This is a genomic window from Gemmatimonadaceae bacterium (genome assembly GCA_019637445.1).
Lineage (GTDB): Bacteria > Gemmatimonadota > Gemmatimonadetes > Gemmatimonadales > Gemmatimonadaceae > Pseudogemmatithrix.
The window spans coordinates 1,797,171-1,822,664 of record JAHBVS010000001.1 but is presented as its reverse complement, the minus strand read 5'-3'; the positions used below and the strand labels follow the sequence as shown (position 1 = coordinate 1,822,664).

Here is a 25,494-nt window from a genome sequence, read left to right as displayed (position 1 = left end):
GATGCCTCATCGCCGCGCCGTCGTCGCCCTCCTCGCCTGCTGTGCCCTGATCGGCACCGTGGACGCGGCAGCGCAGACCCCGCGGCCCCCCACGGCACCGGCAGGCCGACGGCCAGCGCCGCGGCCGACGCCGGCCGCGACCAGTCCCATCGGCAGCGCTGCACTGCAGCGTGACCTCGCAACCCTGATTCGCGCCTCCACCACGCGCGGCGCCTGGGGCGTGATGGTCGTCTCGCTTACCCGCGGCGACACGCTGTTCGCGCACAATCCGGACGCCCTGCTGCTGCCGGCGTCGACGATGAAGCTGTACACGTCGGCGATGGCACTCGACCGCTTCGGCCCCGCACATCAGTTCCGCACCGAGATCCTGCGCGACGGCGCGCTCAGTGACGGCACGATCACCGGCAATCTCTACCTCAAGGGCGCCGGCGACCCCTCGCTCTCCCCGCGCTATCGCAACTGGCACGATGGCGTCTCGCCGATGGACGCGATCGCTGACCAGGTCTACGCGACCGGTGTGCGTCGCGTGACCGGCGACATCGTCGGCGACGCCTCGGCGTTCCAGGACAGCCGCGTGCCCGACGGCTGGCTGCGCCGCTACCTCCAGGCCGGCTACGCGGCCCGCGTCTCGGCGCTCAGCGTCAACGAGAACATCGCCAACATCGTCGTGCGCTCCACCGCGCGCGGGGCCACCGTGCAGTTCGAGGAAGAACTCTACGGTATCCCCATCAACTCCACGGTGAACGTGCGCGAAGGCAGCCGCGGCGCCTGGATTCGCGTGTGGCAGGACACCGTGGCCGGCCACTTCCGCGTGCACGGATGGATAGGCGCCTCAAGCCCGGAGCGGCGCTACCGCGTGGTCGTCGAGGAACCGGAGCGATTCGCCGCCGCATCCTTCCGCGCCGCGCTTGAGAAACGCGGCATCGTGATCGACGGTGAAGTCCGCGCCGATCCCGCGCCCGGGAATGCCGAGCGTCTCACCGCGTGGGGTTCGGCGCCGCTGGCGCAGCTGATCATGACGATGAACGGCGAGAGCAACAACCACTTCGCCGAACTGCTGTTCCGGAATGCCGCGCGCACCGAGCAGGACGCCGGGTCGGCCGCCGCGGCCAACGAAGCCCTGCGCGCCTTTCTCGAATCTCGCGTAGGCGCCGACCGCAACGCCGTGTTCGCCGCGGATGGCAGTGGCCTCTCCACGCACGACCGTGTGACGGCGAAGTCGATGGTGCAGCTGCTGAGCTACGCGCAGGCCGCGCCTTGGGGCGAAGTCTTCGCGACCACGCTACCCGTCGCGGGCCGCACCGAGACCTTGCGCACCCGCATGCGCCGCACACCGGCCGACAACAACCTCCGCGCCAAGACCGGCACCACGAACGACGTGAGCTCCCTCGGCGGGTACGTGACGACCCGCTCGGGGGAGCTCTTGGCCTTCGCCTTCCTGTACAACGGTCGAGATCTCTGGCGCGCCCGCTCCACCATCGATGCGATGGGCGTGACGCTGGCCGGCTTCGCGCGCTGACGAGACAAGCGCGCGGGCGGCGCAGAGTCTACTACTAGCTCGGCAGCGGTGGTTCCTTGGCGTTGGGATCCGTGGCCGCCGTCGCATCGAGCAGCCGCACCGCCGTATCCACATCGCCCTGCCGCACGACCAAGCGCACCGGGTGCAGCACATCCAGGAACGGCAGCATCCCACCGCCGTTGTCCTTCAGCAACATGCAGGCGATGCCATTGGCATCCAGCACCGCCTGGGCAAACTCCGCCTCGACGCTGTTCGGGAAGGTACGGACTACGAACGCATTTTCAGCCATCGCTCCCTCCTTCCGGTTGAGGTGTCGCAAGCCTACTGCGCGTGACGGGAATCGTCCACCGCGTATGACGAGATACCCGTTGAGCCAACTACGCGTCACGACTGGGGATGGTTCCCGCTCGTGAGACGTTTGGGCATTACGTTCGCGTTAAACCTGTTCCGGCGGCATTCCGCGGTTCCGCCGGCATCACGCTCGCTGCGGCGCCGTTTCGCCTCAGGATACTGTTTCGCGAATGTTGATCCCGCGCTTGGCGAGCTCCGCCACGTAGCGCTCGCCAGGCACGCACTCGTCAGGCGTGTGCACGCCGGCAGGCTTCACGAGCCCCTGTGCCTGCAACTGCCCCGTGATGGACAGTGAATAGCCCGTGGTGCGCATCATCGCGCTGATGCCGTGCTCGGCGTCCCTCCGATCCACCAGCTCGAAGCTCTGCGTCTGCGGCTTGCCGTTCTTCGTGCCCTTCACCACCACGCGCAGGGCCACCAGGTCCGGACTCTCGCGCTTGAACAGGCGTGGCTGCATCTGCGCAATCGCCACATCACGCGGCACCACCGGCGTGCCCTTCACGTCCACCGGCTTGTCCTCGAGCAGTCCGAGCTCGCGGATGGCCTCCATAATCTTCGCGTGCCCGGGGTAGCGCAGGGTCTTGTACTCCATCTCCGGGATCTTGCCTTCGTAGCGGTGCGCCATCGTCGAGAGCCCGCCTGCCGTGTGGAAGGCCTCCAACTCGCCCACCGGCGCATCGAAGTGCACCGGCTCGATCTCGCTCAGCGCCTTCACTTCCATCCGCTTGCCGTCGCGGACGATCCAGCTGAGCGTCGTGTAGTAGTCCAGCACGCCTTCGATCGAATAGACGATCTGGTACTTGAGCGGGCCTTCGGGGTGCTGCGGCAGGCCACCGACGTAGATGCGCACCGAGTCCGTCTTGTCTAGCCGGTCGATTCCCAGCTGCGCGAGCACGTTCACCATCCCGGGCGCGAGGCCGCAGTCCGGGATCACCGTCACACCCTTGGCCTTCGCCTCGGCGTCGAGCTGCTTTTGCTCCTGGACGATCTCCGTGTTGCCGCCCAGGTCGCAGAAATGGGCACCCGCGGCGATCGCCGCGCGGGTCATCGGCTCGTTGAAGTAGTAGGGCAGCGCGCACATCACGGCCTGCACACCGTCCATCGCACGGGCCACGGCGGCGGCGTCCTTCACGTCGAGGGCGATGGGCTGGAGTCGGCCCTTGCCCACATATGGCTGCAGGAAGTCCGGCAGCGCGTCGGTGACGCGGTCCGCCAGTCGCACTTCCTTCACGTCAGGGTTCTGCAACAAGTCGTAGGCGCAGGCCGAGCCTTGCAGGCCGGCGCCGAGGACGAGAAGCCGCATCGAGTCTCCGGTCAGGGGGTAGCTTTGGGAATCTAGCGGCGGGACCAGCTCATTTCATCCGATTTGACATGGCCGATTGGCGGAAGCACCTCCTCGAGACAGATGCCGAGATTTCGGCGCTCCTGGACCGCGTGCGCACCGTGGCGGTGCTGGGCATCAAGGTCCCGGAATCCGGGGCACCGGCGTTCTGGGTCCCCGAGTACGTGCAGCGGTCGGGGATGCGGGTGATCCCTGTTCCGGTCTACTATCCCGAGGTCAGCTCAATCCTCGGCGAGCCGGTGTACCGCAGCATCGCGGCGATTGGGGAGCGTGTGGACCTGGTGAACGTGTTCCGCCGATCGAAGGATGTGACGGGGCACCTGGACGACCTTCTGGCGTCACGACCGCGCGCAGTCTGGCTGCAGTCGGGGATTCGTAACGACGCGGTGGCGCAGGCGCTCGCGGAGGAGGGCGTTGACGTGGTGCAGGATCGGTGCTTGATGGTGGAGCTGCAGGAGCGGGGACGGTGACTTCGTGAGCCGAGCAGCCTCGAAGTTGCGGGCCGTGAAGCTAGTGCATACGGTCGCCTGGGCCTTTTTCGCCTCTTGCGTGGTTGGCATCCCGCTCGCGCTGTGGCGCGGCCGGCTGGGCCTGGCCGGCATCCTCATCGGGTTCGTCGCCGGCGAAGCGCTGGTGCTCGCGCTCAATTCCTGGCGCTGCCCACTCACGGATGTCGCTGCGAGGTACACCGAGGACCGCCGGCCGAACTTCGACATCTATCTGCCCGAGTGGCTGGCGCGCTACAACAAGGAGATCTTCGGGACGCTGTATGCCGCGGGCATCGTCTGGGCACTCGCGGCCTGGATCGCGTAGCGCTACCGCAGATATCGACGCGCCACCTGCTCTAGCCGCTCCTGGCCGGCAGCTTCCGCCTCCGCGACGACTTCCTCGACGTACGGACGCAGCTTGGGTTCGCCCCAGTAGTAGCCCGTGGCCCGCTCGGCGAGCTGCGTCTCATTCACACACGCGGCTTCCAACAACGCCCGCGCCGCAGCACGGTCGAAGCCGGGATCATCGCGATCCGGCAGCGCGTAGTTGCGGCGGGGCATCTCCCCTTCCGCATCGTCCCTCAGGAATGCCCTCGACATCGCCGTCCTCTGCTATACAGGCGTTGATGCTCTTGTCCCAGTAGCAAGTTACTCCCGCTGCCCGCTCTGTCCCACTCGCGATTCTAGGGCGCATCCTGCGTCGGGTGAATCCGGCGCGGAGCTGCGCCGTAGGTGCTCTCGAGCCGCCACCAGGTCGGCACACGACACATAGGGAGGAAGAACCGTGGACGTTGCATCCGCGCAGGTTGAACTCCGAGCGTCGTACCTCAACGGTGGGCCGGGCGCGATCGTCTCAGGGATTGTGTGGCTTGTCGCGGCGCTGGCCAGCTCGCGGGCGGGTGTCCCTACCGGATTCGTGTTCCTGTTCTTCGGCGGGATGACAATCTTCCCCATCTCGGCGCTCTTGGTGCGCGTCGTGTTTCGCCGAGATCCTCCGTCTGTGACGAACATCGGTGGGCGCACGGTGACGGAAACGGTGTTTCCGATGCTTGCCGGATTCCTCGCGGCCTGGTTGCTGTTGCCTTATCGACCGGAACTCGTGTTCCCGCTCTCCGCCATTGCCGTGGGCGCCCACTACTTCGGATTCCGCACTGCCTACGGCGATGTTGTGTATTGGGTGATTGCCGCCGTTCTCTGTGGCGTCGGACTGGGCAGCATCTTCATGGGGATGCCGAGCGGAGCGACGGTTCCCTACGTGGTTGCCGCAATCGAAGTGGTGTTCGGCGTGTGGATTACGGCGCGGGAGCTGTCTCCGCGTCGGACGCCGAACGCTCGCTCCGCAGCCTAGGATCGGCCGGAGCGCGCGCACAGGTACCTCCTTCGACGTCGGCCGCTCTCGTGGTGTGCGGCCTTGTGCCGTATGTTCGCCGTACCCCACCACCTGCGAGCCCGACATGCCTGACGCCGACGCCTCACGCCGCGCCCTCGTGAAGTACCTCGCGGCGAGCCCCTTGCTCGCTGCCCTCGCGACCGCCGGGTGCGACACCGACGACGATAACGCCGCCGAGCAGGCCTTGGAGCGACTCGGCACCCTCGGCGAACCCGACCAGGACCTTGGTGAACTGATTTCCAGCGCCGACGACGCCCTCGATGTGTTCGATATGCGCGTGACCGCGCAGCGGACGCTGCCACCGGCGCATTACGGCTATATCGCGACTGGCGTGGACGGCGACGCCACGCTGCGCGCCAACCGTACGGGCTTCGACGGGTGGCAGCTGCGCAGCCGGCGCCTCGTCGATATCAGCGACATCGACATGCGGGTGTCCATATCAGGCACGGAGCAAGACTCGCCCATCGTGGTGATGCCCACGGGCAGCCAGCGAGCCTTTCACGCTGAAGGCGAACTGGCCACCGCGCGCGCGGCCAAGGCGGAAGGACACCTGATGATGCTCTCGACCGTCTCGACAACTTCGGTGGAGGATGTCGCCAAGGAACGCGGCGCCCCCATCTGGTACCAGCTCTATCCCACCAACCAGTGGGAGATCACGGAGCGCCTGCTGCGCCGCGCTGAGGGCGCGGGCTGTCCGGTGGTGCTGCTCACCGTGGACCTGCCCGTGTCCAGCAATCGCATCAGTCTCTCGCGCTTCATCAAGCGCGACCGCCGCAACTGCGCGCAGTGCCACGCTTCCAGCGACTCCTACGGTAGCATGAACACGCAGTTCGCCCGCAAGCCGATGTTCGACGGCATCGAGATGAAGGACGAGTACTTCAACACGCCGATGCACACTTGGGAGTTTGTGGAGCGGCTGAAGGCAGCCACGCCCATGACGGTGTACGTGAAGGGCATTGTCACCGCGGAGGATGCGGCCGAGTGCCTGCGGCGCGGGGCGGATGGCATCGTGGTGAGCAATCACGGCGGGCGCGCGGACGAATCCGGACGAGGAACGATCGAATCGCTTCCGGAGATCGCGCGCGTGGTTCGGAAGCGGGTGCCGGTGATCCTCGACTCCGGCGTGCGGCGCGGCACGGACGTCTTCAAGGCATTGGCAATGGGGGCGGATGCCGTCGGGATTGGGCGGCCGTACCTCTGGGGACTCGGTGCCTTCGGAGAGGCGGGCGTGACGGCGGTGCTGCGGTTGCTCAAGCGGGAGTTACGTACGGTCATGGCGCTTGCCGGCACGCGGCGGATCGCGGACATCGGCAGCGACGCCATCGTCCGCGTGGGCTAGACATCCAATGTGAATCAGCGGGCGAGCCGCGCTGCGACTCGCCCGCTGACTCGAAGCACCCGCGTCCGGAATCACGGCGTCAGAACCGCAACGTCCGTCTTCCACGACCGCACCACCAGCCGGAACCCCTCGGCCAGCACGGTCACGCTGACCTCGTCCACAACCTCCCCGGTGGGGACGATCCCCTTCATCCGCTCGGCATTCCGCACGGCCTTCACGTAGCTCGAGTCATGCTGCACCGCGAGTTCATACCGACGCAGCGCGGCCACCGGATGCCCCGACCGCTCCAGCGCCATCCCCAGGTTGTTGAGGAACAGCGGCGCCGTCGGCTTCACCTGCACGGCACGGGCGAGCGGACCGAGCGCCTCGTCCACGTTGCCGCGCTGCAGGTAGAGCATGCCGAGGTTGTTGAGACCCCACACGTCGTCCTCGTTCCGCACGAGGAGTTCCTTGTAGGTCGCGATCGCGCCATCGACGTTGCCGGACTCGGCCTGCGCGCGGGCGACGAGGCGCAGCCCCTCACCCGACGTGGAGTCGATGGTCCTTCCCTTCTCGATCACCTCCATGGCTTCGGGCACGCGGTCGAGGTCGAGCAGCACGCGCCCCAGGTTGAAGTAGGCCTTCGCGAACGTCGGTGTGATCTCGATGCTCTTCTCGAACGCCTGCTTGGCGCCCTCGAAGTCCCCGGCCTTCCAGCTCGACAGGCCGAGCATGTAGTGCCCGTGGCCGAAGCCAGGCGTCTCCTCCACCTGCGTGCGGTACATCCGCGCCGCCGTCTTGAAGTCGCCGCCCTCGTAGGCCTCCTCGGCGCTGCCGAAGCTCGTCGGCGCGGGCGTCGACACCGGCTGCACCGGAATGTCCTTGGCGGGCGTCACGCGCGTGACCATCGCTGTCGGCGTGATCCCGGGCGTCACGGCCTGCGCCGAGACAACCTGCTTCGACTTCGGCTCGTCCTTGCCGTCGCAGGCGGCGAAGGCCAGGGTGAAGGCCACCACGGGAACCATGGTGAGGTGGCCGAGGGACAGGTGCTGCTGCTTGTTGCGGGTCATGCTGACCTCCCTGTGGTGGCGGGAATCATTTCCCGTCGGTCCACAGGAAAGGCATCAGGCGTACCGTTTGGCACGGTCACGATGCCATCGCGCAAGCTGTTGTGAATCCTCGGCTTGCAGCGTCGCCACTCGGCGGGCCTTCGCGTGGCGTGTCCGCGCGAGCACAATCGTCGTGGAATGCACGTGTCCGCCTGGACACGCGGACGCGTCGCGCAGCTAGCCTTCGCGCTGAATCCCCAGCCGTCGCATGATCTTGAGCAGACTCGCGTGGTCCGCGAGCTCCAACGCCGCGGCAGTGCGTGTGATCTGCCAACCGTGCCGCTCGAGCGCGGCCAACACGATGCGGCGCTCGGCGTCCGTTCGCTGCGCGTGGAAGGACTCGGCGCCGTCCATGGCGCCAGGCGAGCTGCCTGAGGACGCCGAACCACTGCGAAGTCCCGGCGCGAGGTGTTCCGCGCGAATCGTCTCGCCCTCGGCGTTTACCACCGCCCGTTCGATGGCGTTTCGTAGCTCGCGCACGTTGTTGCGCCGCCAATCCTGCGCCACCAAGGCCTCGCGCGCCTCAGGCGAGAGCCGCTTGGCGAGGATTCCGAAGTCGCGACAGGTCAACTCGACGAATCGCTCCGCCAGCGGCGCAATGTCCTCCCGACGCTCCCGCAGCGGCGGCGTGCGGATGACCAAGACGTTGAGTCGATAGTACAGGTCCTCGCGGAAGCCGCCCTCGCGCGCCATCTGGTCCAGGTCGCGATTGGTGGCCGCCACGACGCGCGCACTCACCTTCGTCGCCGTGTTGCTCCCCACGCGCGTGACCGTGTGGTTCTCCAGCACCCGCAGCAGCTTCGGCTGAGTCGCCAGCGGCATCTCGCCGATCTCGTCGAGAAATAGTGTGCCGTCCCCGGCTGCTTCGAACGCGCCCTTTCGCGCCGCCGAGGCCCCGGTGAACGCACCGCGCTCGTGGCCGAACAGCTCGGCTTCCACGAGGTTCTCCGGCAACGCCGCGCAGTTGAGTGCGATGAACGGCGCGGCAGGATGCGCGCCATTCCGATGCAGCTCGCGCGCGACGAGCTCCTTTCCCGTGCCGCTCTCGCCGGTGATCAGGACACTGCTCTTCACCGGCGCTGCGCGCGCAATCTCGTCACGGAGCTTCCGCATCGCGGCGCTGTGGCCGAACAGCGAGGACTCGCCAAGGCGCGCTTGGAGTGCGAAGAGCTCGCGGCGCAGGCGGTGCCGCTCGATGGCGCCCTCGACTTCCTGCGCCACGCGCTCCATCGGTTCGGCCTTGTCGATGAACCCCGACGCGCCGAGCCGCACGGCTTCGATGCAGCGGTCGAAGTCACCCGTGCCCGTGTACACGATCACCGGCACGTCGTCGCCACGATGCCGCAGCGTGCGCAGCACCTCGAAGCCATCGATGCCTGGCATCTCGAGGTCGAGGATCACGCAATCCACTCCACCCGATTCGAGCAGGCGCAGCGCGACACCGCCGTTGGGTGCCGTGCGCACGCTGTGCCCGCCGATGCGCGTCAGGTCGTACGCATACTGCTCGGCGAGCGTCGCGACATCATCGACAACGAGGAGATGGCTCATGCGGCCGGTAACTCGATGGTAAAGGTGGATCCGTCGCCCGGCGCGGTCTCGGCCCGCACGGAGCCGCCGACGTCCATTAGCAGGCGACGCACGACCGAAAGGCCGAGCCCAGTGCCGCTGGCCTTGGTGGTATGGAAGTCGTCGAAGGCGCGATCGAGTTCGGCGCGCGTCATTCCCCTGCCGGTGTCGGTGATCGCGACCCGCACGCGACGATCACTCACCTCGCCGATCACTGCGCCGGAGACTGCGATGCGCCCTGGCATGCCTTCCATCGCCTCGGCGGCGTTCGCAATGAGGTTCTCGAGTATTCGCCGCAGAACGATGGCGTCGGCACGGACCTTGGGGAGCGCATCAGGCAGGTCGAGTTCGACAGTGCACGCCGTGACCGCAGCCGCCAGCTTGGCAAGGATTGGCCGCAGGTCCGTGGGTCCGCGGTCCAACGACGGCGTGAGCTTGGCATAGTTGCGAGCCAGCGTGTCGAGGTACTCCACGCTGGACTCGAGGGTACCGCGGCGCTCCTTGAACATCTGGGCGAGTTGCTCCGGCTCGCGCTCAGCGACCTGGCCGAGGTGCCGGAGCACGTTGCGAATCGGAGCCAGCCCGTTCTTGATGTCGTGGTTCACCTGGCGGGCGAGCTCACCGGTTGCTGCGGCGCGTTCGACCTCCCGCAACCGGCCAACGCTGGCGCGCAGTCGGCCGGTGAGCGTATCGAAGGTCTGCTCGAGCGCGCCGAGCTCGTCATCGCGCCCGGAGCTGAACGTCTGGTCGAGGCGGTCGAGATCGAGTGCGGCGGTGCGGCTGGCCAGCTGCGCCAGCGGCCGGGAGATGCGCTGGCCAAGGATCGTGGCCACTCCGAAGGCGAGCAGCAGCGTGATTGCCACGGCCGCCAGCAGCGAGTTGCGCAACCTCGCCTTGAGCTCGCGGGCGCTCGCTGTGTCGTGCAGCAGAGTCAGGACTGCGGTCGTGGCCGCGCGGCTGTTGGCGTCGTCGAGATACGGGAGCGAGAGCCTCCGAACAGGAACGCCGGAGGCGGCGAAACCTGTATCGAGACGGAGCACCGACGTGATGCTGGGATCCGTCGAGAACGCAGACACTCGCGCGGAGTCGAACGGCACGCCACCGACCAGCGTGAATCGCTCTCCTCGCGCGCTGATGGTGGCGATCACTACGAGGCTGCGACGGCTCCCATCCGGCGTTCGTGCGTCAACGACGGCAAGTCGCGCACTGTCACGGAACAGCTGCGGCACCGCGGCCGCGAGGCGTCCGTGCTCGTTGCGATTGTGGCCGGAGCTCAGGATCCGACCCGTGGAGTCGTGTAGTTGCAGAAATGTGAGTCCTGCGGACCGCATCGCCGCCGATGCCCAGTCGAGCAACCACAGGCGCTCGGCAGATTGATCGTCGGCCAGTGCGAGCCGAAAGCGATTGTCCCGCGCCAGCTCGGCGGCCGCACCCTGCACGCGCTCGCCCAGTGGAACCGCGAGCTGCGTCAGTTGCTGCTCGACGCTGAAGGCCGCGAGATCCAGCCGCGCCTCGGACTCCTGTTCGAGCCGCGCACCCAACGCCCAGTTCAGCCCGAGCCCGAAGAGCAGCAGCGGGATGGTCCCCAGCGCGGCGAGCGCAAGCGTCAGACGGGTTCGGAAGCTCATCGCGACGCTCGACGTGCGAAGTGCAGCGAGCCATCGGGCGCGATGACGAACGCGGCGCCGCTGCCCCGGCGAACGATCACGTGGGCGTGGACATCAACCAGCGGCACGGCAGTGGCAGGAACGCGCAGTCCCTCAGGCACGGCGCAGCCTGTGCGAGGATCGCGCGGTATGGGGAACACCGCGGCCGCGGCACGGCCGGAGCGCAGGGCTCCGTCCACTGAGTCCGCGCCTAGCGCAACCACGCGCTCTAGCCCCGTGATCACGACCAGTCGTTCGGCGAGCGATCGCGAGATACCATCTCCTTCCACGTAGGCGATGGCGCGACTGGGTTCGACGCGGGCGGTCAGGGCAGGCGCAGTGCAGTCGGCATTGCCTCGACCAGGGAACGGCTCTACGGCCCCACGCGCTGGCGCGCGTACGGCCTCGCGTGCGAGGGCGTCGCGCTCCAGGGGCGAGGAGAAGCGCGCGATGGCGCGGGCTTCGGCGGTGACCAGCACATAGGTCCACTGCCAAGGCAAGGCTTCGACACTGTAGCCGCCCCGTTTGCGCGCGAACTCCACCACTTCAGTGGAGGTAGTCACGACGACGTCGGGCCTAAGACGACTCACACCGACGCCGACCTCGATCACATCGCGCAGGTCTGCGCCTGTTGGCACTTGGAGTGCGTACGCGACAGGCGCGTCCACGAACGTCAGCCGCTGCTTCGGACAGACGGGCATCGCCGCATCGGGAGCCGGCGCTCGGACGTTCAGCACACGGATCGTGTCCGGACTCGCAGCGGTGGTGTCGACTACGGAGCAGGCTGGCACAGCCCAAAGGGCCCCGGTGGCGAACTCCACGGGCGCCATCTCGTCCGGTCGCTCTGTGCGAACTGTGACACAGGCAACCAGCGGCGCCGTAGCCGATGTAAGCAATACCAGGAGTCCGACGCGCTGCCGCATGGAGGATGATACGCCGAAGCGCGCGGGACGGCGCTGGCCGTTTCCTCAGCCGCGCCGGCGCCGTGTCCCTCCCCGACCACGCATGGCGACTCGCACCAATCGCCTGAACGTCGGGCACTGCAGGTGGTCGGGTGCTCGACACACGGCCGCGTGCCGCAGGCCGTTGCGCATCGCCGTCAGCTGCCGGATCCGATGGTCCAGCTCGTCCGCACGGCGCGAGAGCAGCTCGCGGTCCACCCGCGGCGGCGCATCCAACGGCAGCATCGCCGCGATCTCCTTGAGTGACAGCCCAGCCATCTGGCCCAAGGCCAACAATGACAGCCGATCGAGCACATCGGGCGCGAACTGTCGCCGCGCTCCCGCTCGCCCTACGGAGCGAATCAGGCCCTGCGCCTCGTAGTAGCGCAGCGCCGATGCGCTGACCCCGGACTGCTCCACGACTTCGCCGATGTCCATCGAGCCCCCCTTGACCTCAAGTCCACTTCAACGTCTAGACTGCCATCCTCGCACTTCACCCGCCAGCCCTGGAGCATTCCTTGGACCTCACCCTGCGCACACTCGCCGTCGGCATCATCGCTACGGCAGCGATGGACGTCTGGGGCGTCGCGCGGCAGCCGCTGTTCGGCTTTCCGCGTGCCGACTACCGCCTGATCGGCCGCTGGTTCGCCTACATGCCGCGCGGTCGTTTTCGCCACGCGTCGATCAAGGCCGCAGCGCCACTTCCTTGGGAGCACCTGCTTGGCTGGTGTGCCCACTACGGCATCGGCATCGGCTTCGCGACCCTGCTCGTGGTGTGGGCCGGCCCGGCGTGGCTGGCGCGGCCGACCGTGGGGCCGGCGCTCCTTGTCGGCCTGGTCACGGTCGTCGCACCGCTCCTCGTGATGCAGCCGGCGATGGGCGCCGGCATTGCCGGCGCCCGTACGCCGAACCCCACGGCCACACGGCTACAAAGTCTCATCACCCACCTGGTCTACGGCGCGGGATTGTACGTCGCCGGGTGGATCATCCAACTCAGCAATCCCATCTAACGGAGTCACCGTGCACATCCATCCGCGTTACGCCCCCATCCTCTTCAGCGCCCTGCTCTCAGCCATCATGGTCTCGATTGTCTCGGCCTTCGTGCTCCTGCTCAATCAGGGCTGGCACGGCGGCATCCCGGCCGCCTGGTTGCGGAGCTGCCTCACGACCTGGCCAGTGGCCTTCCCGACGGTAGCGGTCGTCGCGCCTGCCGTGCGACGAGTCGTCGCCGGCCTTACGGCGAACGCCGCCGCTTGAGTCGTGTGTCGAGGAAGCTGATCGCCGCCGCGTTCATGGTTGCGTGGAACGCGCGGCGGTCGAAGCCGTCGGGGTCGCTACAGAGCCCCGACGGCCGCAGCAGGCCGCAGGGCACGAGAAACGACGGATGACCCGCGCCAGCCACGGAGCGGAAGTCAACGCCCATCCCCAACACTTCACGGATTCGCCGGGCGTTCGTCGCGTAGGGCACGACGCCGTCGGCCTCACCGTTCCACAGCTGCAACGGCACCGTCACGCCGGACAGCGCCGCCGAGTCCATCGTGAAGCCGAGGCCCGGGGCGGCCACGATGATGGCACGGATCCGTGGGTCCCGCTCGAAGCGCGGAAGCGCCACAGACGTGTCGGAGCGCAGAAGGGCGGACCCCGTCTCCCGGAGCACGCGGCACACGAACTCCGGCGCAGCTGCGCAGTGTGCCGCTAGTTGGCCCAGGTTTGGCTGCGCTCCGGCTGCGGCGAGGACCGTGAAGCCGCCAGCCGAGAAGCCGAAGGCCGCCACGCGCGAGGTATCGAGGCGCGCGCGATCCGGCCACTGCACGGTCATCGCGTCAATGGTCGCCCGCAGCTCTGCCACGCGCTCGTGGAACAGTGTCGCCTCACCCGCGCGCCCTTGATCGAGGAAGTTGTCGCCTCTGTGCATCGGGGCGGCCACGACGTAGCCCGCCGCGGCCAGTGCCATCGCCAGGTCGGCGTGGCGCGTTGGACCGCCACCGTTGCCGTGCGAGATCACCACCAGCGGCAGCGCCTGGCCCTGCACAGCCGCATTGCGTGCCACGTTCATCAACACGGCGCCAACCTGCGTCGTGGGCCACGCACGCGCGGTGGTCGGATACCACACCCCCACCGCGAACGACCGTCCGCTGTCGCTGGCGGCGCGAATGACCTGGAACCCGACCGGCGCGCTCGCGCCCACGGCCGTCCCATATGCCACCGCTACGACACCAAGGACCAATCCCACCGTCGCAACCAACGCACGCCGGATCCACCGCTTGATCTTCATATAGGTGGCTCTCGTCAGGCCGCAGCGGGCGACGTCAGCGGCGCCATCGCCACCGGGCGCGGCTGCGGCACCCGCGACTTCCGGATGATCGACTCAGCCACAAGCGCATTCAGAAGCCAAGCGCCGCCCATCATCACGCCACGTGGGCCCTCGCTGGGCCAGCCTTCCATCAGGATGAACCACGGCAGATGCGTCAGCACCTGCGTGCCGGCGCCAAGCCCGAGCGCGTAGGCACGGATCATCCAGTCGCCGTGCGCCTTGAAGTCACGACGGCGGATGGCGTCGGCGCCGAGCACCAGTGAGGCTAGCATCGCGGTGCCCACGATCAGGCGCTCGCCGTACACCATATAGCCGTCGCCAGCAGGCCAGGCGTAGAAGTGCGCCATCCACAGGCCAGTCAGTGCGGCGACGATACCCATCGGCAACATCAGGCGACCGCTGGCGCGATGCCAGCCACGCTTCTGACGACGCAGCCCAGGCGAGAACTGGAACGCACCGACGATGCTATAGAGCACGACCGCCGGGATGTGCAGCAGGATGGGCAACGGAGACGCGAGGAAGCGCGCGTTCTGCTCGGTCACCAGGGGATCGCCGGCCATCTCCACCAAGCGCGCCGTGCCGGCAACGCTCGGCACCAGGCTCAGCAGGATCAGGCCAGCCGGAATCAGATAGTCCTTGCGGGTCATTGAAGTCGTCCGGTTGGGTTGAGGGCTAGCGCTGGGGCGCACGACGGACAATGCGGAGCGCGGTCATCACCACCACATCGTTGGCCAGCATCTGACTGCCCGCGCCGTTGAGCGGACGGAATCCGCCGACGTATTCGCGCAGCTCGAGCCGCAGACCCACACGGCGATACACAAGCTCGCTGCCCACCGCGGCGTACGCGGCCGCGTGCCGCGAGGCGTCGCTACCCACGGCGCGGGAATCGTAGCGGCGCAGCCCAGCGCCAAGGCCCGCGAATCCATCAATGCTGCTCCGGCGCCCGAGCGCCCGAGGACGCGACCGAAGCTCGACGCCCAGATCGAGCGTGATGGCATCCACCTTCGGGCTCCCAAGCGTGAGGAGGTCCCGGCTGCGCGCCCAGCCCAGCGTTCCCGTCACCGCAAGCTGGGGGCGCGGGGACCACGAGACCTGCGCAGCCGTCAGCGGCGCCGAGCGCAACGACTGCTGCAACTCGCCGACCGGCATCATCGAGCCGCTCGTGATGCGGGCCTCCCAATGACGCGGGGCCTCGGTTTGGGCCGCGGCGGGAAGGGCGAACACGAGCAGCGTAGTCATCGTGCGGAAGGCCAACTGGATGCTGCGGGCGATACTGGTCACGGCGATATCCTCGGTACGGGGGTGTGTGGTGGGCGGCGCAAGCGATTGGACTGGCGCGCACCTTTCTTTTTCGATGCGATTGAATTAGTGTACTACATACACAGTACGAGTGTACGATATACACAGTTTCTAGGCTGTCAAGGCCTGGGGACCCTGGAGGGGCGATGGCGGCAAAGAAGCGGGCGGCCGGAAAGGCCCGAAAGCACACCGGCAAGCGGGAACTCACGCACGACGACGTTATGGAAGCATCCAACCGCATCGACCCGGAGCTCCGGCGTCGTAGCCAGCTGCTCTGGGAGGACCGCACGCCGGGGACCCGTGGCCCGAAGGCCGCCGTGACGCCGGACGACGTGGTGGAGGCCGCTATGGAGATCGCCGATGCCGATGGGCTCTCGGCCGTCACGATGAACGCCGTGGCGAGCCGGCTCGGCTACACCACGATGGCGCTCTATCGCTACTTCCCCAACAAGGAGACGCTGCTGGACGCCGTGATCGACGCCGGCACGGGCCAGCCGCCGCGTTTCGACGAGCCGCGCGCGGACTGGCGCAGCGAGGTCGCGCTATGGGCGCACGCCAAGCGCGCATCGCTCTGTGCCAGGCCATGGCTCGCCGAGTTGCCGTTCGTCGCTGCACCGCACGGGCCCAATTGGCTGCTGTGGCTTGAGGCGATCAGCGATTCGCTCTCCCGCACTGGGCTTCGCGCGCAGGACATTGGTGGTGCATTGAGCGTGGTGGACGGCTACACGCGCGGCGCTTCGGACACGGCGGTGTCGCTGGCTCGCGCACGGGCGCGTGGCGTGACGGACGCCGAGTGGGCGGCGGGCGTGGGCGCGGACCTCGGTCGCTCGATCGGGGACCCACGCTTCACGCACTTCGCGGCGATCATCACGGCGCCGTCGGATGGGCAACCGCGGTCGCTGGAGGAAGGCTTTGATTGGGGCCTGCAGCGCGTGCTTGACGGCATCGAGGCCTACGTACATCGCGTCGTAAAGGACTGAGACGCGGCCGCCGCGTTGTCGAAGGTGCCGGCGCTGGGCGTAGATTCTCCCGACAATGCCGGCCCTGCTCCCCGCCCTCGCCACCATCGCGCTGGTCATCGCCCTCACGGCGCTGGCGCGGCGCCTGCCGATCCCGACTCCCATCGTCCAGGTCGCCGCGGGCGCGCTGATCGGGCTGCTCCCTGGCGTGACGGTCCCGCACCTAGATCCGCACGTCGTCTTCTTCATCTTCCTGCCGCCCATCCTCTGGGCTGCGGCCTTCTTCACCTCGCTGCGCGAGTTTCGCGCGAACATCCGACCCATCTCGCTGCTCGCGGTCGGATTGGTGCTGGCGACCACGGTCATCGTCGCGGTCGTGGCCAAGCAACTCCTCCCGGGCATCCCCTGGGCCGTCGCAGTGGCGCTCGGCGCGATCGTCTCCCCGCCGGACGCGGTGGCGGCCGCAGCAATCGTGAGCCGCCTGCCCGTCCCTCGCCGCGTGATCGTGATCCTCGAGGGCGAGTCGCTGGTCAACGATGCCAGCGCGCTCGTGCTCTACCGCACCGCGGTGGCCGCGGCCGTCACCGGCGTGTTCAGCTGGGGCGAGTCGGTCGTGCGCTTCTTCATCGACGCGGGCGTGGGCACGATGATCGGCCTCGCCGTGGGTTGGCTGATCATTTGGACGCTCGCACGCACCAAAGACGCGCTGGCCGAGACGCTGGCGACGCTGGCGGGCCCGTACATCGCCTGGGTGGCGGCCGAGACGGTGCACGTGTCGGCCGTACTCGCCAGCGTGGCGGGCGGCCTCTACGTGCGGCAGCACCTCTCAACTGTCGTCGGCCCGATCTCGCGCATCGAAGCCCGCGCGGTCTGGGACCTGTTCATCTTCCTGCTCAATGCCCTGATCTTCCTGATCCTCGGCGCACAGTTCGGCGAGATCGTGGCACAGGTGCCGCCGGAGTCACTAGGCACGGTTGCATTGGCCGGTCTGCTGATCGGCGTCGTGATGATGGCGGTGCGGCTGGTGTGGGTTCCCGTCGCGACGTATCTGCCTCGCTGGATGGACCGAGACCTACGCCGCCGTGAGCCGGCGCCGCAGTGGAAGCCGGTCGCATTGGTGTCGTGGACGGCGATGCGCGGCATCGTGTCTCTCGCCACGGCTTTGGCACTCCCGTTTGCGCTGGCTGACGGATCGCCGTTTCCCTACCGCTCTGAGATCATCGTCATCACGATGGTGGTGATCGTGCTGACGCTCGCGGTACAGGGATTCTCGCTGGCGCCCATCATCCGCTGGATGAAGTTCGAGCCGGAGCACGGCCATCACGCGGAGGAGCTGCTGGCGCGTCGGGAGATGGCACGACGGGCGGCTGAGGCGTTGGAGGACCAGGCGCGGGAGCCGGGCATCGATCGCAACGACGTGGATTGGTTGCGCATGGAGCTTGGCGAGCGGCATCGCGAGGCTGAGCGCGGCGGTGGCACGGCGGAAGGCCGCGGACGCCTGCGCCTCGGAATGATCGCCGCACAGCGACGGATGTTGGTGCGCCTGCGGAATGAAGGCGCCATCGGCGACGAGGTGCTGCTGACGCTCGAACGCGAGCTGGATCTCGATGAGATTCGCGCCGGGGCCAGCGAGTCTCCCTGACCGTTCCGCCAGGCCCCTGAGGCCTACGAGACCTTGAGGGGTGCACCGCCCTCCAGCGCCGCCGGGCGAGAAGTGCTGCCCTCGCCCGTCGGCTCGGTGCGGCTGAGGCGCTCCACATCGATGGCGACAATACCGTCCGCCGCGTTGGTGAAGATGCTCGCAAACTTCACGTCCCAACGCACTTCATCCCATAGGTAGGACGTCCGCTGCCGCACGCGGGTGGAGAACGTGTCCTCGTGCGCATTGACCGAGATCACCACCTCGGCTTCCATCTCGCGCAGCTGCTCGGGCGTCACGCCTTTGAGCGGGCTGCTTGCGGTGATGGGATGCACCACGGTCCAGTGCAGGTTGAACAGTTCCACGGAATCGCGCTCGAGTTCCAGCAGGCGGAAGTCACGTTCACGCACGCCATTTACCGTCTCGAAGAACACCAGCATCACGCGGACGCGCACGTCACTGAGCTCGCCCGGGCGCGCGTTGACCATCCGGAACATCAGTCCGCGCCCACCTTCGTACGGCGCGACGATGGCGGACTCGCTGAACTCGATCAACATCCGCGGCCGCGTGAGCCGCGCGATGATCAAGCCCGCGGCGCCAATCAGATAGATGATGCCGACAATCGACACCGCGATGGCCAACCAGTTCGCCGTGTCGCCCACGGCGTGCATCGGGCCGGTGCCCGCGCGGGTGAAGATGCCCACCGAGAACACAAGGGCCCGCAGGAAGGGGTCCGACAGTCCCAGCGCCTCGGCACCACCGATGGCATCGGGCGCGAGGGAGCGGAACGCCAGCGCAAAGATTCCGTTGATCAGCAGCAGCGACCCTACGAGCCAGCCGAGGAACTTGGGCCAGCGTGTGTTCAGCGCGTGCAGGTAGAAGCGTTCGGCGCGTTGGCCGCCGAGCCCGAACTTGTGCGAGGCCGGCGAGCCGTCGCGATTGATGAAACGACCGCGGACGGTGTTGGCGACGACGCGGCCGAGGCCGAGGTCGTCTTCGACTTCGTTGTGGCGGATGTTTCGGAGCGGGTCAGACATCTGCACCCGAGAATCGGAGAAAGAAGCGAGGCGCTGCGAGGCCGACCTTGCCTTCGATCAACGGCGGCCCGAGGTTCACTCAATCTGCCGGTCGGGGCAGAGAGCGGCAATCTGGTCGGACTTAGGCGTTCCCGTCGTCCAGCTGAGAAGCCGTTGCCTCAGTCGCAGTCTTGAGCAGCCACAAGACGAGGGACACTCTGGGCTCCGGAAAACGCCGACAGGATCGGCTGGAGCCGCAGCGCCCGTGCGACGTGCTCCGCGACGTCCGAGTGGCTCGCGCTGAGTGATCGTGCGAGTGCCACATGGGCGAGCGCAAGCTGGCCATCCGCACGCAAGAGCTCCTCGGCGTCGTCGCGCAGCGGCACCAGCGCCGCAGTGTCGTCGCGCGCCAGGGCGTCCTCGACGGCGAGCAACAGAGCGAGTGCCCGGAGGGCGAGGAAGTTCGGTGCCCGCCGCGATGCATCCATCACTCGCTGCAGGTCTTGTGCGGGAGTGGCGCCACCGCAGGTACCGAGGAGCCGCACGCCCTCGCGGTATGCACTGAACTCGCGATCACCCGCTCCCGTCCGACCGCCAAGCCAGCGCATCACGCCAGGGGTCGCGAACTGGGCAAGCTGCAGTACGAAGACTGCAGTGTCGGGGTCGGCCGCGCGGAGAAGGTCGGACCGCAACAGCACCGCTCCGCTTTCGACCTGCAAGAGCTCCAGCACGCGCGGCGCGCCACCGAACGCTGCCGCAGCGTTTGTCGGTTCCGCCCCCCCACTGTCTCCGGCCACTACGCGCAGGCACAGATGCGCACGCGCGACATCGTTGCAGGCGGTCCCCGCGGACGCCGCCACAAGCAGCACGTCGGGCAGACGTGCCGCGCCGCGGAAGACGGCGGGGCTCGCGGCGCGCTCGGCGGACGAATCGTACGCGATTCTTACCGGCGTCGGGCCGAGTCTTCCGTCGCGCATGTCCGCTGACTGACGCGGCGACAACACCCACAGCGCCAGCGCTGCCGCGCCAAGGGCAAGGCCGACCCACACTGCTGTGCGCCGCGATGTCAGCCCGTCGGACTGAAGGCTCGGCGTTCGCTCTGGATTGACCGCCGCCGGCGCACCCGGAACGAAGTCCTCGAGCGCCGCGAGCAACGCGTAGCCCTCACCCCTCGCCGAGTCGATGAGCCGCGGCTCGTAGCCGACCTCCGCCAGCGTCCCGCGCAGCTGCCGAACACGCTGCTTCAGCGCATCGGCGGAGATGTGCTGGTCAGGCCACACCCGCGCGATGAGCGTGGCCGACTCCACGAACTGCGGCGCATCCTGGGCCAGCGCATCCAGCAGACGCAGGCTGAGCACCGGCAGAATGGACTCTCGGCCCGCCGGGCCGACAAGCGTTCTTGTGAGCCGATGCAGCCGAATTGTGTCGCGAGAGCGGTCCGCTCGCCCGTCAATCACGCTGCGTCACCTTGCGTCACCTTCGCTCCCTTGAGGACCGGTCCCGAATCGTGGATCCTGCGGCGCGTCGGCGGCGTCCCAGCGGCCCGGGCACGCCACTCATCCAGGACACCCATATCCCTCCTCGCCGTGCCACGTCCGCAACTTATCGTCCTTTCCGCCCTGCTGGTCCCCTCCGTTGCCGTCTCACAGGCGCCACTGCCCGACTGCCGTCCCGCCCCCGCGGTGTGGACGGACTACTTTGCCGCACTCTCGTTCGTCGAGTCCCCGTTCGAGGACGTCGTCGGCGTGCACCGAATGACGGCAGAGGAGGCGAGTCGCCGGAACCACTTTCGCCTGGAGTACGGCGCCGATCGCCGACTTGCTCGCGTCGTCTTCGGGCTCGGCGACATCCCCCGGGCACCGGACCACACCGGCAACGCACTCTCCGAGGCACCGGTCACCGAGATCTGCTACGCCGAGGGCGTCGAGACCCGGCGCTTCCGTGACGCGCACGGCAACCCGATATACACAAAGGGCAACGTGGCGGAGGAGCGTTTCACGCTCGACTCCCTGGGGTATCGGCGCTCGCTGACATTCCACGACGCGGACGGTGCGCCAATCCAGAACGGCTGGGGCGTCGCGCGATACGAGTGGAGCATCGAGAAGGACGGTACCGTGATCGAAGAGCGTTTCGATGCCGCCGGCGCAGCGGCGCCCATCCGGCCGGGCTTCCCGTTCTTCCGGCTGCGGCTGCACTTCGGGCCGGCAGGCTACCTCGCGCTGATGGAAAACATCGACGCGCAGGGCCGGCTCGTGGAGAACACGATGCACGCGGCCCAGGACAAGCTGGAGTTCGCGGCTGACGGGCAGATGCTCGCCTGGAACGTCTACGACGGGCGCGAGGCCCGCGCGGAAGGGAACGGCCCTCGTGTGGCTCGGGGCATTCGCGAGTTTAGTGCAAGCGGATTCGAGTTCTCCGAGCACTACCGTGATCGGAACGGCGCCTCGATGTCCAACGCTTACGGCTTCACGCGGTCGCTCGCGACCTTCGATCGTTTCGGCAACATGCTCTCGCGATTCAATCACGACTCCAGTGGCCAGCGAATCGTCAACTCTGAGACGGGATACAGCGGCTACGTTTTTCGCTGGGACGCGAGCGGTCTTCGGCGCCTGGGGCTCGCATACTTCGCGGCCGACGGCAGGCCGACGCTGCACCGCGAGCGCGGATATCACCGCACGGAGGAACGCTACGACGCTGCTGGAGATCTCGTCGAGCTCGCGTACCTCGACCGTGCGGGCCGTCCCGTCAATCGCAGCGACAACGGCGTGGCAGTCATTCGTACACGATTCGACGAGCGCCATCGCCCGGTCCATCGGGCTTACTTTGACGTGCAAGGACGACCGGTGGCTGTGGGCGGCAGGACGGAGCTGACAATCGCGTATCGCCCAGACGGATACCCTGCGCGCTGAGACGCGATGCCGTTCCCGTGAACAGGCGAGGACGCGCGGGCTACCGCTCCACGATCAGCGTTGCCGTTGCGGCATCCACCTGCCAGCGGGACTCGCGCAGCAGCGCCTGTCCCGCGCGCGACTCCAATGCCACCGGCGGCTGTCCGACGCGTGGCACCAACTGCAGGCCCGGAAAGGTCAGCACAAACGGGATCTGCTCCACCCGCCCGGTGATGGCAGCGGCGTTGGGCGCGCGTCCGAGCGTGAGGATGCCGGTCCGCGTGTCCAGCTGCGGATGCAGCGGCCAGAGCACGTCCAGGCCCACGCGCACATCGTCGGGCGTGTCCAGCGAGTCGATGGTCACGCGGAGTCCATCCAGCTGCCGCTCGCCAATCCACAACGAGGTGCGCCCATCGCGCACGCGCATCCGCTCGGCGGCGCGGCGACCCACGCGCACACCTTCGACTGTCAGATCAAGGAACATCTGCAGTGAATCGCCGCGCGCCGAGAAGCGGCCGACGAAGGCCAGGATCGACGTGGGGTCGCCGACGCGCGGAGACACGCGTATCGCCACTGCCGGCCCGTCCGCCACAACCGCCCGGTACGGCGCCATCCGCTCCTTCGCCGCCCGGATGGCCTGCGGCGACGCGCCAAAGCGCTGCGCTTCATCGAACAGCACCTCGGCGATCTTGAATCGCCCGCGCGAGGCGAGGTACGCGGCCAAGGCCCCGCGCGGCGACGGACTCCGCGGCCGCGCATCCACCGCGGCGTAGAGCGCCTCCTCGGCGGCGGCGAGCCGTCCCATCGCGAGCATCGTGTCCGCGCGCGAGGGTGCCGGCGGCACGATGCCATCGAGCGCGTTGCGTCGCCCCCCGGCCTGCGCCGAGAGCGCGGTTGGCACCCAGATGATCAGCGCGCCGAGGATACCACGCGCGGCCGAGACCAGCCGCGCCGAAGCTATGCGCGAACCGGGCTGCGACAAATCAGCCGATGGCCGCGCGCAGCGCAGCGGCAAACTCCGGCGCCGTCGCATACCGCTCGTTGGCCTCGCGGGCCATGCCCTTGAGCAGCACCGCATCCACCGCCTCCGGAATCTCCGGCCGGCGGTTGCGCGCCGGGATCGGCTCCGCCCGCAGACGCGCGATCATCATCGCCTGCTGGTTGCTGCCCTCGAAGGGCAGCTTGGCGGTGAGCATCTCGTAGGTCATCAACGAGAGCGAGTAGATGTCCGTGCGCGGATCCAGCGGCTTGCCGCGCAGCTGCTCCGGACTCATGAACTCCGGCGTGCCGAGGATGATGCCGGTGGCGGTGAGCTTCTGCAGCTCGCCGCCGGCCTTCTTCTCCTTCGCAAGGCCGAAGTCCATCACCACAGCGAACTCGACGCCGTCGGCCTTCTTGCAGATCATGATGTTCTCGGGCTTCAGGTCGCGGTGCACGATGCCCAGCTTGTGCGCCACATGCAGCCCGTCGGCGATCTGCGTGATGAAGGTCGCGGTGTCCTCGAGCGTCGTCTTGCCCACACGATAGTTGCGGTCCGAGAGGATCTCGCCCTCCACGAACGGCATCACGATGTAGACGAGTCCGTCCTCCGTCTCGCCCATCCGCATGATGTGGCAGACGTTCGGATGCGCCAGGCGGATGCCCAGCGCCGCTTCGCGCCGCAGGCGGGCCATCGCGTTCTCGTCCTTGCTCAGCGTGGGCGAGAGGATCTTGATGGCGTAGCGCTCGTTGCTGGAGACGTCGCGCGCGAGGTACACGTATGACATGCCGCCCTCGCCGACCTTCTTGACTATGGCGTAGCGGCGGTCGAGCACCTGGCCCGTCATGTTCGCGTGGCTGGTCACCGTCTTGGACGGTGGGGCTGCCGCGCTTACCGGCGCATCAGGATTGCGCATGGCCGTCGCGCGCGCCGTGTTGCCGGCCGCGAGCCGCGTCCCGTCCTTGGTGCAGAAGCGCGCCTCGTCGCCGTACTCGGTGCCGCAGGCGGGACACTTGGTGGGCATCAGGCCTTCCCTCCAGCGAGCAGCGCCGTGATGCCGTCCCATTCCATATTCGCACCGCTGAGCACCGCGACCGTCGGGCCATGTGCCGTCACCGTGCCGTCGAGCAGCGCGGCGAGCGTGATGGCACCGCTGGGCTCGAGCACCAGCTTGAGCCGGTCCATCGCATAGCGCATCGCCGAGGCGAGTGCGGAGTCAGGCACGGTGACCACGTCGTCCATATGCGCCTGCAAGTGGTGGAAGTTGCGGCTGCCGATCTGCACCGCGAGCAGGCCGTCCGCCAATCCGTTCGGATTCGCCGGGATCGGCACGGGCTCGCCAGCAGCCTTGGCCTTGGAATACTTGGGCGAACCCTCGGGTTCCACGCCCACCACGCGCGTCTTGGGCGCCATCGCCTTGATGGCGCTCGCGACGCCGGCGCTCAAGCCACCGCCACCGATCGGCACGAGCACCGTGCCCACCTCGGGCAGGTCCTCGGCAATCTCCAATCCACAGGTGCCCTGCCCCGCAATGATCGTCGCATCGTCAAAGGGCGGCACGAAGGTGAGTCCCTCGGCGGCCTGCAGCTCGCGCGCCTTCTCGATGCGCTCGGCCGTCGTGATGCCGTGATAGAAGCAGCGCGCCCCCAGCCGCTCGGCGCCTTCCTTCTTGGCACGCGGCACGGTGGTCGGCATCACGATGGTGGACGGCACGCCGAAGAGCGTGGCCGCCAGCGCCACAGCCTGGCCGTGGTTCCCCGAACTCGCGGTGATCACGCCCTTGGCGCGGTCAGCCGGCGAGAGATTCGCGACATAGTTGTAGGCCCCGCGGAACTTGAACGCGCCGCCGCGCTGCAGGCCTTCGGGTTTCACGTAGGCCGGGACGCCGAGCCGCTCGGAGAGGTCGTCCGAGCGCAGCAACGGGGTCCGCACCGCCACGCCGCGCAGGGTGGCCGCGGCACTGCGCAGGTCGTCGAGCGAGATCAGCGTGTCGAGGGCGGGGGCGATGGTCATCGTCGGGGGTTACCGGGGGAATTTGCCCCCCGCGCCCCCCCACCGCAACGCGAAGGCCGCCGCGACGCAGGAGCGCGTCGCGGCGGCCTAGTCACGAGAAGGCGCCTACTGTCTTGCCGGAGCCGCCATCCCAGGGCAGGCCTGCGTCGGGGCCGGGTTGTCGGGACCGTACTGCCCCGCCACCAGCCGCGTCTCGCCGTGGGCGATCACCAGCGTGTAGATGCCGTTGTACTGGTGGTCGCAGAGGTCGGCGTTCTTGGGGCCTCCCAGTGCCTCGATGTAGCGCATCACCGTGTTGGAATGGCCCACGACGACGACCGTCTTGCCAGGGTGCTTCATCACGGCCTGGGCCACCTGCTCGGCGTGCGCCGCGACCCCGCCGCCCAAGGGCAGCACCTCGGGCGTGATGTTGTTGGCACGCGCAACCGGCATCGCGGTGTCACGGGTACGGGTCGTCGGTGTGTGCAGCACGGCCCCCACCTTGGCGCCCGCCAGCGCCGCGACCAGCGCCTCGGCGCGGGCCTTGCCGGTCTCGGTGAGCGGCGGGTCGTTCGCCGGCGCGGCCGCCTTTTCCGCGTGGCGCACGATCACGACCACCGTGACCGGGTGCTCCATCTTGGCGTGGTTGTTGTCGCCGTGCTCGTGCTCCTGGGCGGAGACGAGGGCGGGCAGCAGCAAGAGGGCCGACAGAGCGCCCAGCAGACGAATGCGCATCAA

The 25,494-nt window shown here is 68.1% G+C and carries 27 protein-coding genes; 10 read left to right on the top strand and 17 right to left on the bottom strand.

The window, feature by feature from the left end; all coding sequences use genetic code 11:
- The first annotated feature begins 1 nt into the window (after position 1).
- On the top strand, positions 2 to 1,519 hold the full coding sequence (gene dacB / locus KF709_08210; GenBank protein MBX3174383.1) for a D-alanyl-D-alanine carboxypeptidase/D-alanyl-D-alanine-endopeptidase: 1,518 nt from the start codon (positions 2 to 4) through the stop codon (positions 1,517 to 1,519).
- A gap of 34 nt (positions 1,520 to 1,553) precedes the next feature.
- Here dacB and KF709_08205 read toward each other — a convergent pair whose 3' ends face one another.
- Both KF709_08205 and KF709_08200 read right to left on the bottom strand, forming a co-directional pair.
- Positions 1,554 to 1,808: a DUF2007 domain-containing protein gene (locus KF709_08205; GenBank protein MBX3174382.1), complete on the bottom strand. Its 255-nt coding sequence runs from the start codon at positions 1,806 to 1,808 to the stop codon at positions 1,554 to 1,556.
- Positions 1,809 to 2,021: 213 nt separating this feature from the next.
- On the bottom strand, positions 2,022 to 3,173 hold the full coding sequence (locus tag KF709_08200) for a saccharopine dehydrogenase NADP-binding domain-containing protein (GenBank protein MBX3174381.1): 1,152 nt from the start codon (positions 3,171 to 3,173) through the stop codon (positions 2,022 to 2,024).
- 68 nt (positions 3,174 to 3,241) lie between these two features.
- Here KF709_08200 and KF709_08195 point away from each other — a divergent pair, with 68 nt between their 5' ends.
- The gene (locus tag KF709_08195) at positions 3,242 to 3,682 is read left to right on the top strand and encodes a CoA-binding protein (GenBank protein MBX3174380.1); all 441 of its coding nucleotides are present in this window, start codon (positions 3,242 to 3,244) and stop codon (positions 3,680 to 3,682) included.
- Between the two features lie 34 nt (positions 3,683 to 3,716).
- On the top strand, positions 3,717 to 4,025 hold the full coding sequence (locus KF709_08190) for a hypothetical protein (GenBank protein ID MBX3174379.1): 309 nt from the start codon (positions 3,717 to 3,719) through the stop codon (positions 4,023 to 4,025).
- A gap of 2 nt (positions 4,026 to 4,027) precedes the next feature.
- Here KF709_08190 and KF709_08185 read toward each other — a convergent pair whose 3' ends face one another.
- Positions 4,028 to 4,261 carry a hypothetical protein gene (locus tag KF709_08185; GenBank protein ID MBX3174378.1) on the bottom strand — a complete coding sequence of 78 codons (234 nt, stop codon included), beginning with the start codon at positions 4,259 to 4,261 and terminating at the stop codon, positions 4,028 to 4,030.
- Between the two features lie 223 nt (positions 4,262 to 4,484).
- On the opposite strand from KF709_08185, the gene KF709_08180 reads away from it, so the two are divergent.
- Together KF709_08180 and KF709_08175 are read left to right on the top strand one after the other, a co-directional pair.
- Entirely contained in the window at positions 4,485 to 5,048 is a 564-nt protein-coding gene (locus KF709_08180) for a hypothetical protein (GenBank protein ID MBX3174377.1), read from the top strand.
- Between the two features lie 106 nt (positions 5,049 to 5,154).
- Entirely contained in the window at positions 5,155 to 6,429 is a 1,275-nt protein-coding gene (locus KF709_08175; protein MBX3174376.1) for an alpha-hydroxy-acid oxidizing protein, read from the top strand.
- 71 nt (positions 6,430 to 6,500) lie between these two features.
- On the opposite strand, the gene KF709_08170 is transcribed toward KF709_08175, so the two are convergent.
- The 5 genes from KF709_08170 to KF709_08150 form a co-directional block, all read right to left on the bottom strand.
- On the bottom strand, positions 6,501 to 7,478 hold the full coding sequence (locus KF709_08170; protein MBX3174375.1) for a tetratricopeptide repeat protein: 978 nt from the start codon (positions 7,476 to 7,478) through the stop codon (positions 6,501 to 6,503).
- A gap of 216 nt (positions 7,479 to 7,694) precedes the next feature.
- On the bottom strand, positions 7,695 to 9,065 hold the full coding sequence (locus tag KF709_08165; GenBank protein MBX3174374.1) for a sigma-54-dependent Fis family transcriptional regulator: 1,371 nt from the start codon (positions 9,063 to 9,065) through the stop codon (positions 7,695 to 7,697).
- Entirely contained in the window at positions 9,062 to 10,711 is a 1,650-nt protein-coding gene (locus KF709_08160; protein ID MBX3174373.1) for a HAMP domain-containing protein, read from the bottom strand. Before KF709_08160 ends, KF709_08165 begins: the two co-directional genes overlap by 4 nt.
- Positions 10,708 to 11,466, bottom strand: coding sequence for a hypothetical protein (locus KF709_08155; GenBank protein ID MBX3174372.1), 759 nt, complete (start codon positions 11,464 to 11,466; stop codon positions 10,708 to 10,710). The genes KF709_08160 and KF709_08155 overlap by 4 nt, the downstream gene beginning before the upstream one ends.
- Positions 11,467 to 11,697: 231 nt before the next feature.
- Complete coding sequence (locus KF709_08150; protein ID MBX3174371.1) at positions 11,698 to 12,108, bottom strand: helix-turn-helix domain-containing protein; 411 nt, start codon at positions 12,106 to 12,108, stop codon at positions 11,698 to 11,700.
- Between the two features lie 80 nt (positions 12,109 to 12,188).
- Here KF709_08150 and KF709_08145 point away from each other — a divergent pair, with 80 nt between their 5' ends.
- The gene (locus tag KF709_08145; protein ID MBX3174370.1) at positions 12,189 to 12,680 is read left to right on the top strand and encodes a DUF2938 domain-containing protein; all 492 of its coding nucleotides are present in this window, start codon (positions 12,189 to 12,191) and stop codon (positions 12,678 to 12,680) included.
- Positions 12,681 to 12,690: 10 nt separating this feature from the next.
- Entirely contained in the window at positions 12,691 to 12,927 is a 237-nt protein-coding gene (locus tag KF709_08140; GenBank protein ID MBX3174369.1) for a DUF2798 domain-containing protein, read from the top strand.
- Here KF709_08140 and KF709_08135 read toward each other — a convergent pair.
- Genes KF709_08135 through KF709_08125 form a run of 3 tightly spaced genes read right to left on the bottom strand, consistent with a single transcriptional unit; the run spans position 12,905 to position 15,265 of the window.
- On the bottom strand, positions 12,905 to 13,945 hold the full coding sequence (locus tag KF709_08135) for an alpha/beta hydrolase (GenBank protein ID MBX3174368.1): 1,041 nt from the start codon (positions 13,943 to 13,945) through the stop codon (positions 12,905 to 12,907). The two genes, KF709_08140 and KF709_08135, sit on opposite strands and share 23 nt — an antisense overlap.
- Before the next feature lie 14 nt (positions 13,946 to 13,959).
- Positions 13,960 to 14,631: a DUF2306 domain-containing protein gene (locus tag KF709_08130; GenBank protein MBX3174367.1), complete on the bottom strand. Its 672-nt coding sequence runs from the start codon at positions 14,629 to 14,631 to the stop codon at positions 13,960 to 13,962.
- 25 nt (positions 14,632 to 14,656) lie between these two features.
- The gene (locus KF709_08125; GenBank protein MBX3174366.1) at positions 14,657 to 15,265 is read right to left on the bottom strand and encodes a hypothetical protein; all 609 of its coding nucleotides are present in this window, start codon (positions 15,263 to 15,265) and stop codon (positions 14,657 to 14,659) included.
- 164 nt (positions 15,266 to 15,429) lie between these two features.
- On the opposite strand from KF709_08125, the gene KF709_08120 reads away from it, so the two are divergent.
- Both KF709_08120 and KF709_08115 read left to right on the top strand, forming a co-directional pair.
- Positions 15,430 to 16,263 carry a TetR/AcrR family transcriptional regulator C-terminal domain-containing protein gene (locus KF709_08120; protein ID MBX3174365.1) on the top strand — a complete coding sequence of 278 codons (834 nt, stop codon included), beginning with the start codon at positions 15,430 to 15,432 and terminating at the stop codon, positions 16,261 to 16,263.
- A 55-nt stretch (positions 16,264 to 16,318) separates the two neighbouring features.
- On the top strand, positions 16,319 to 17,884 hold the full coding sequence (locus KF709_08115) for a Na+/H+ antiporter (GenBank protein MBX3174364.1): 1,566 nt from the start codon (positions 16,319 to 16,321) through the stop codon (positions 17,882 to 17,884).
- A 23-nt stretch (positions 17,885 to 17,907) separates the two neighbouring features.
- Here KF709_08115 and KF709_08110 read toward each other — a convergent pair whose 3' ends face one another.
- Positions 17,908 to 18,918 (bottom strand): hypothetical protein, encoded by a 1,011-nt coding sequence (locus KF709_08110; GenBank protein ID MBX3174363.1) that lies wholly within the window; start codon positions 18,916 to 18,918, stop codon positions 17,908 to 17,910.
- A 158-nt stretch (positions 18,919 to 19,076) separates the two neighbouring features.
- A complete protein-coding gene (locus KF709_08105; GenBank protein ID MBX3174362.1) occupies positions 19,077 to 20,255 on the bottom strand; it encodes a winged helix-turn-helix domain-containing protein in 1,179 nt (392 codons plus the stop codon).
- A 228-nt stretch (positions 20,256 to 20,483) separates the two neighbouring features.
- Here KF709_08105 and KF709_08100 point away from each other — a divergent pair, with 228 nt between their 5' ends.
- Complete coding sequence (locus KF709_08100) at positions 20,484 to 21,806, top strand: hypothetical protein (GenBank protein MBX3174361.1); 1,323 nt, start codon at positions 20,484 to 20,486, stop codon at positions 21,804 to 21,806.
- 40 nt (positions 21,807 to 21,846) lie between these two features.
- Here KF709_08100 and KF709_08095 read toward each other — a convergent pair whose 3' ends face one another.
- The 4 genes from KF709_08095 to KF709_08080 all read right to left on the bottom strand — a co-directional run bounded on the left by KF709_08095 (position 21,847) and on the right by KF709_08080 (position 25,491).
- On the bottom strand, positions 21,847 to 22,767 hold the full coding sequence (locus KF709_08095) for a hypothetical protein (protein ID MBX3174360.1): 921 nt from the start codon (positions 22,765 to 22,767) through the stop codon (positions 21,847 to 21,849).
- Position 22,768: 1 nt separating this feature from the next.
- Entirely contained in the window at positions 22,769 to 23,788 is a 1,020-nt protein-coding gene (locus KF709_08090) for a protein kinase (GenBank protein ID MBX3174359.1), read from the bottom strand.
- The gene (locus tag KF709_08085) at positions 23,788 to 24,777 is read right to left on the bottom strand and encodes a threonine/serine dehydratase (GenBank protein MBX3174358.1); all 990 of its coding nucleotides are present in this window, start codon (positions 24,775 to 24,777) and stop codon (positions 23,788 to 23,790) included. The genes KF709_08090 and KF709_08085 overlap by 1 nt, the downstream gene beginning before the upstream one ends.
- Before the next feature lie 105 nt (positions 24,778 to 24,882).
- Positions 24,883 to 25,491 carry a histidine phosphatase family protein gene (locus KF709_08080; GenBank protein ID MBX3174357.1) on the bottom strand — a complete coding sequence of 203 codons (609 nt, stop codon included), beginning with the start codon at positions 25,489 to 25,491 and terminating at the stop codon, positions 24,883 to 24,885.
- Positions 25,492 to 25,494: the final 3 nt, after the last annotated feature.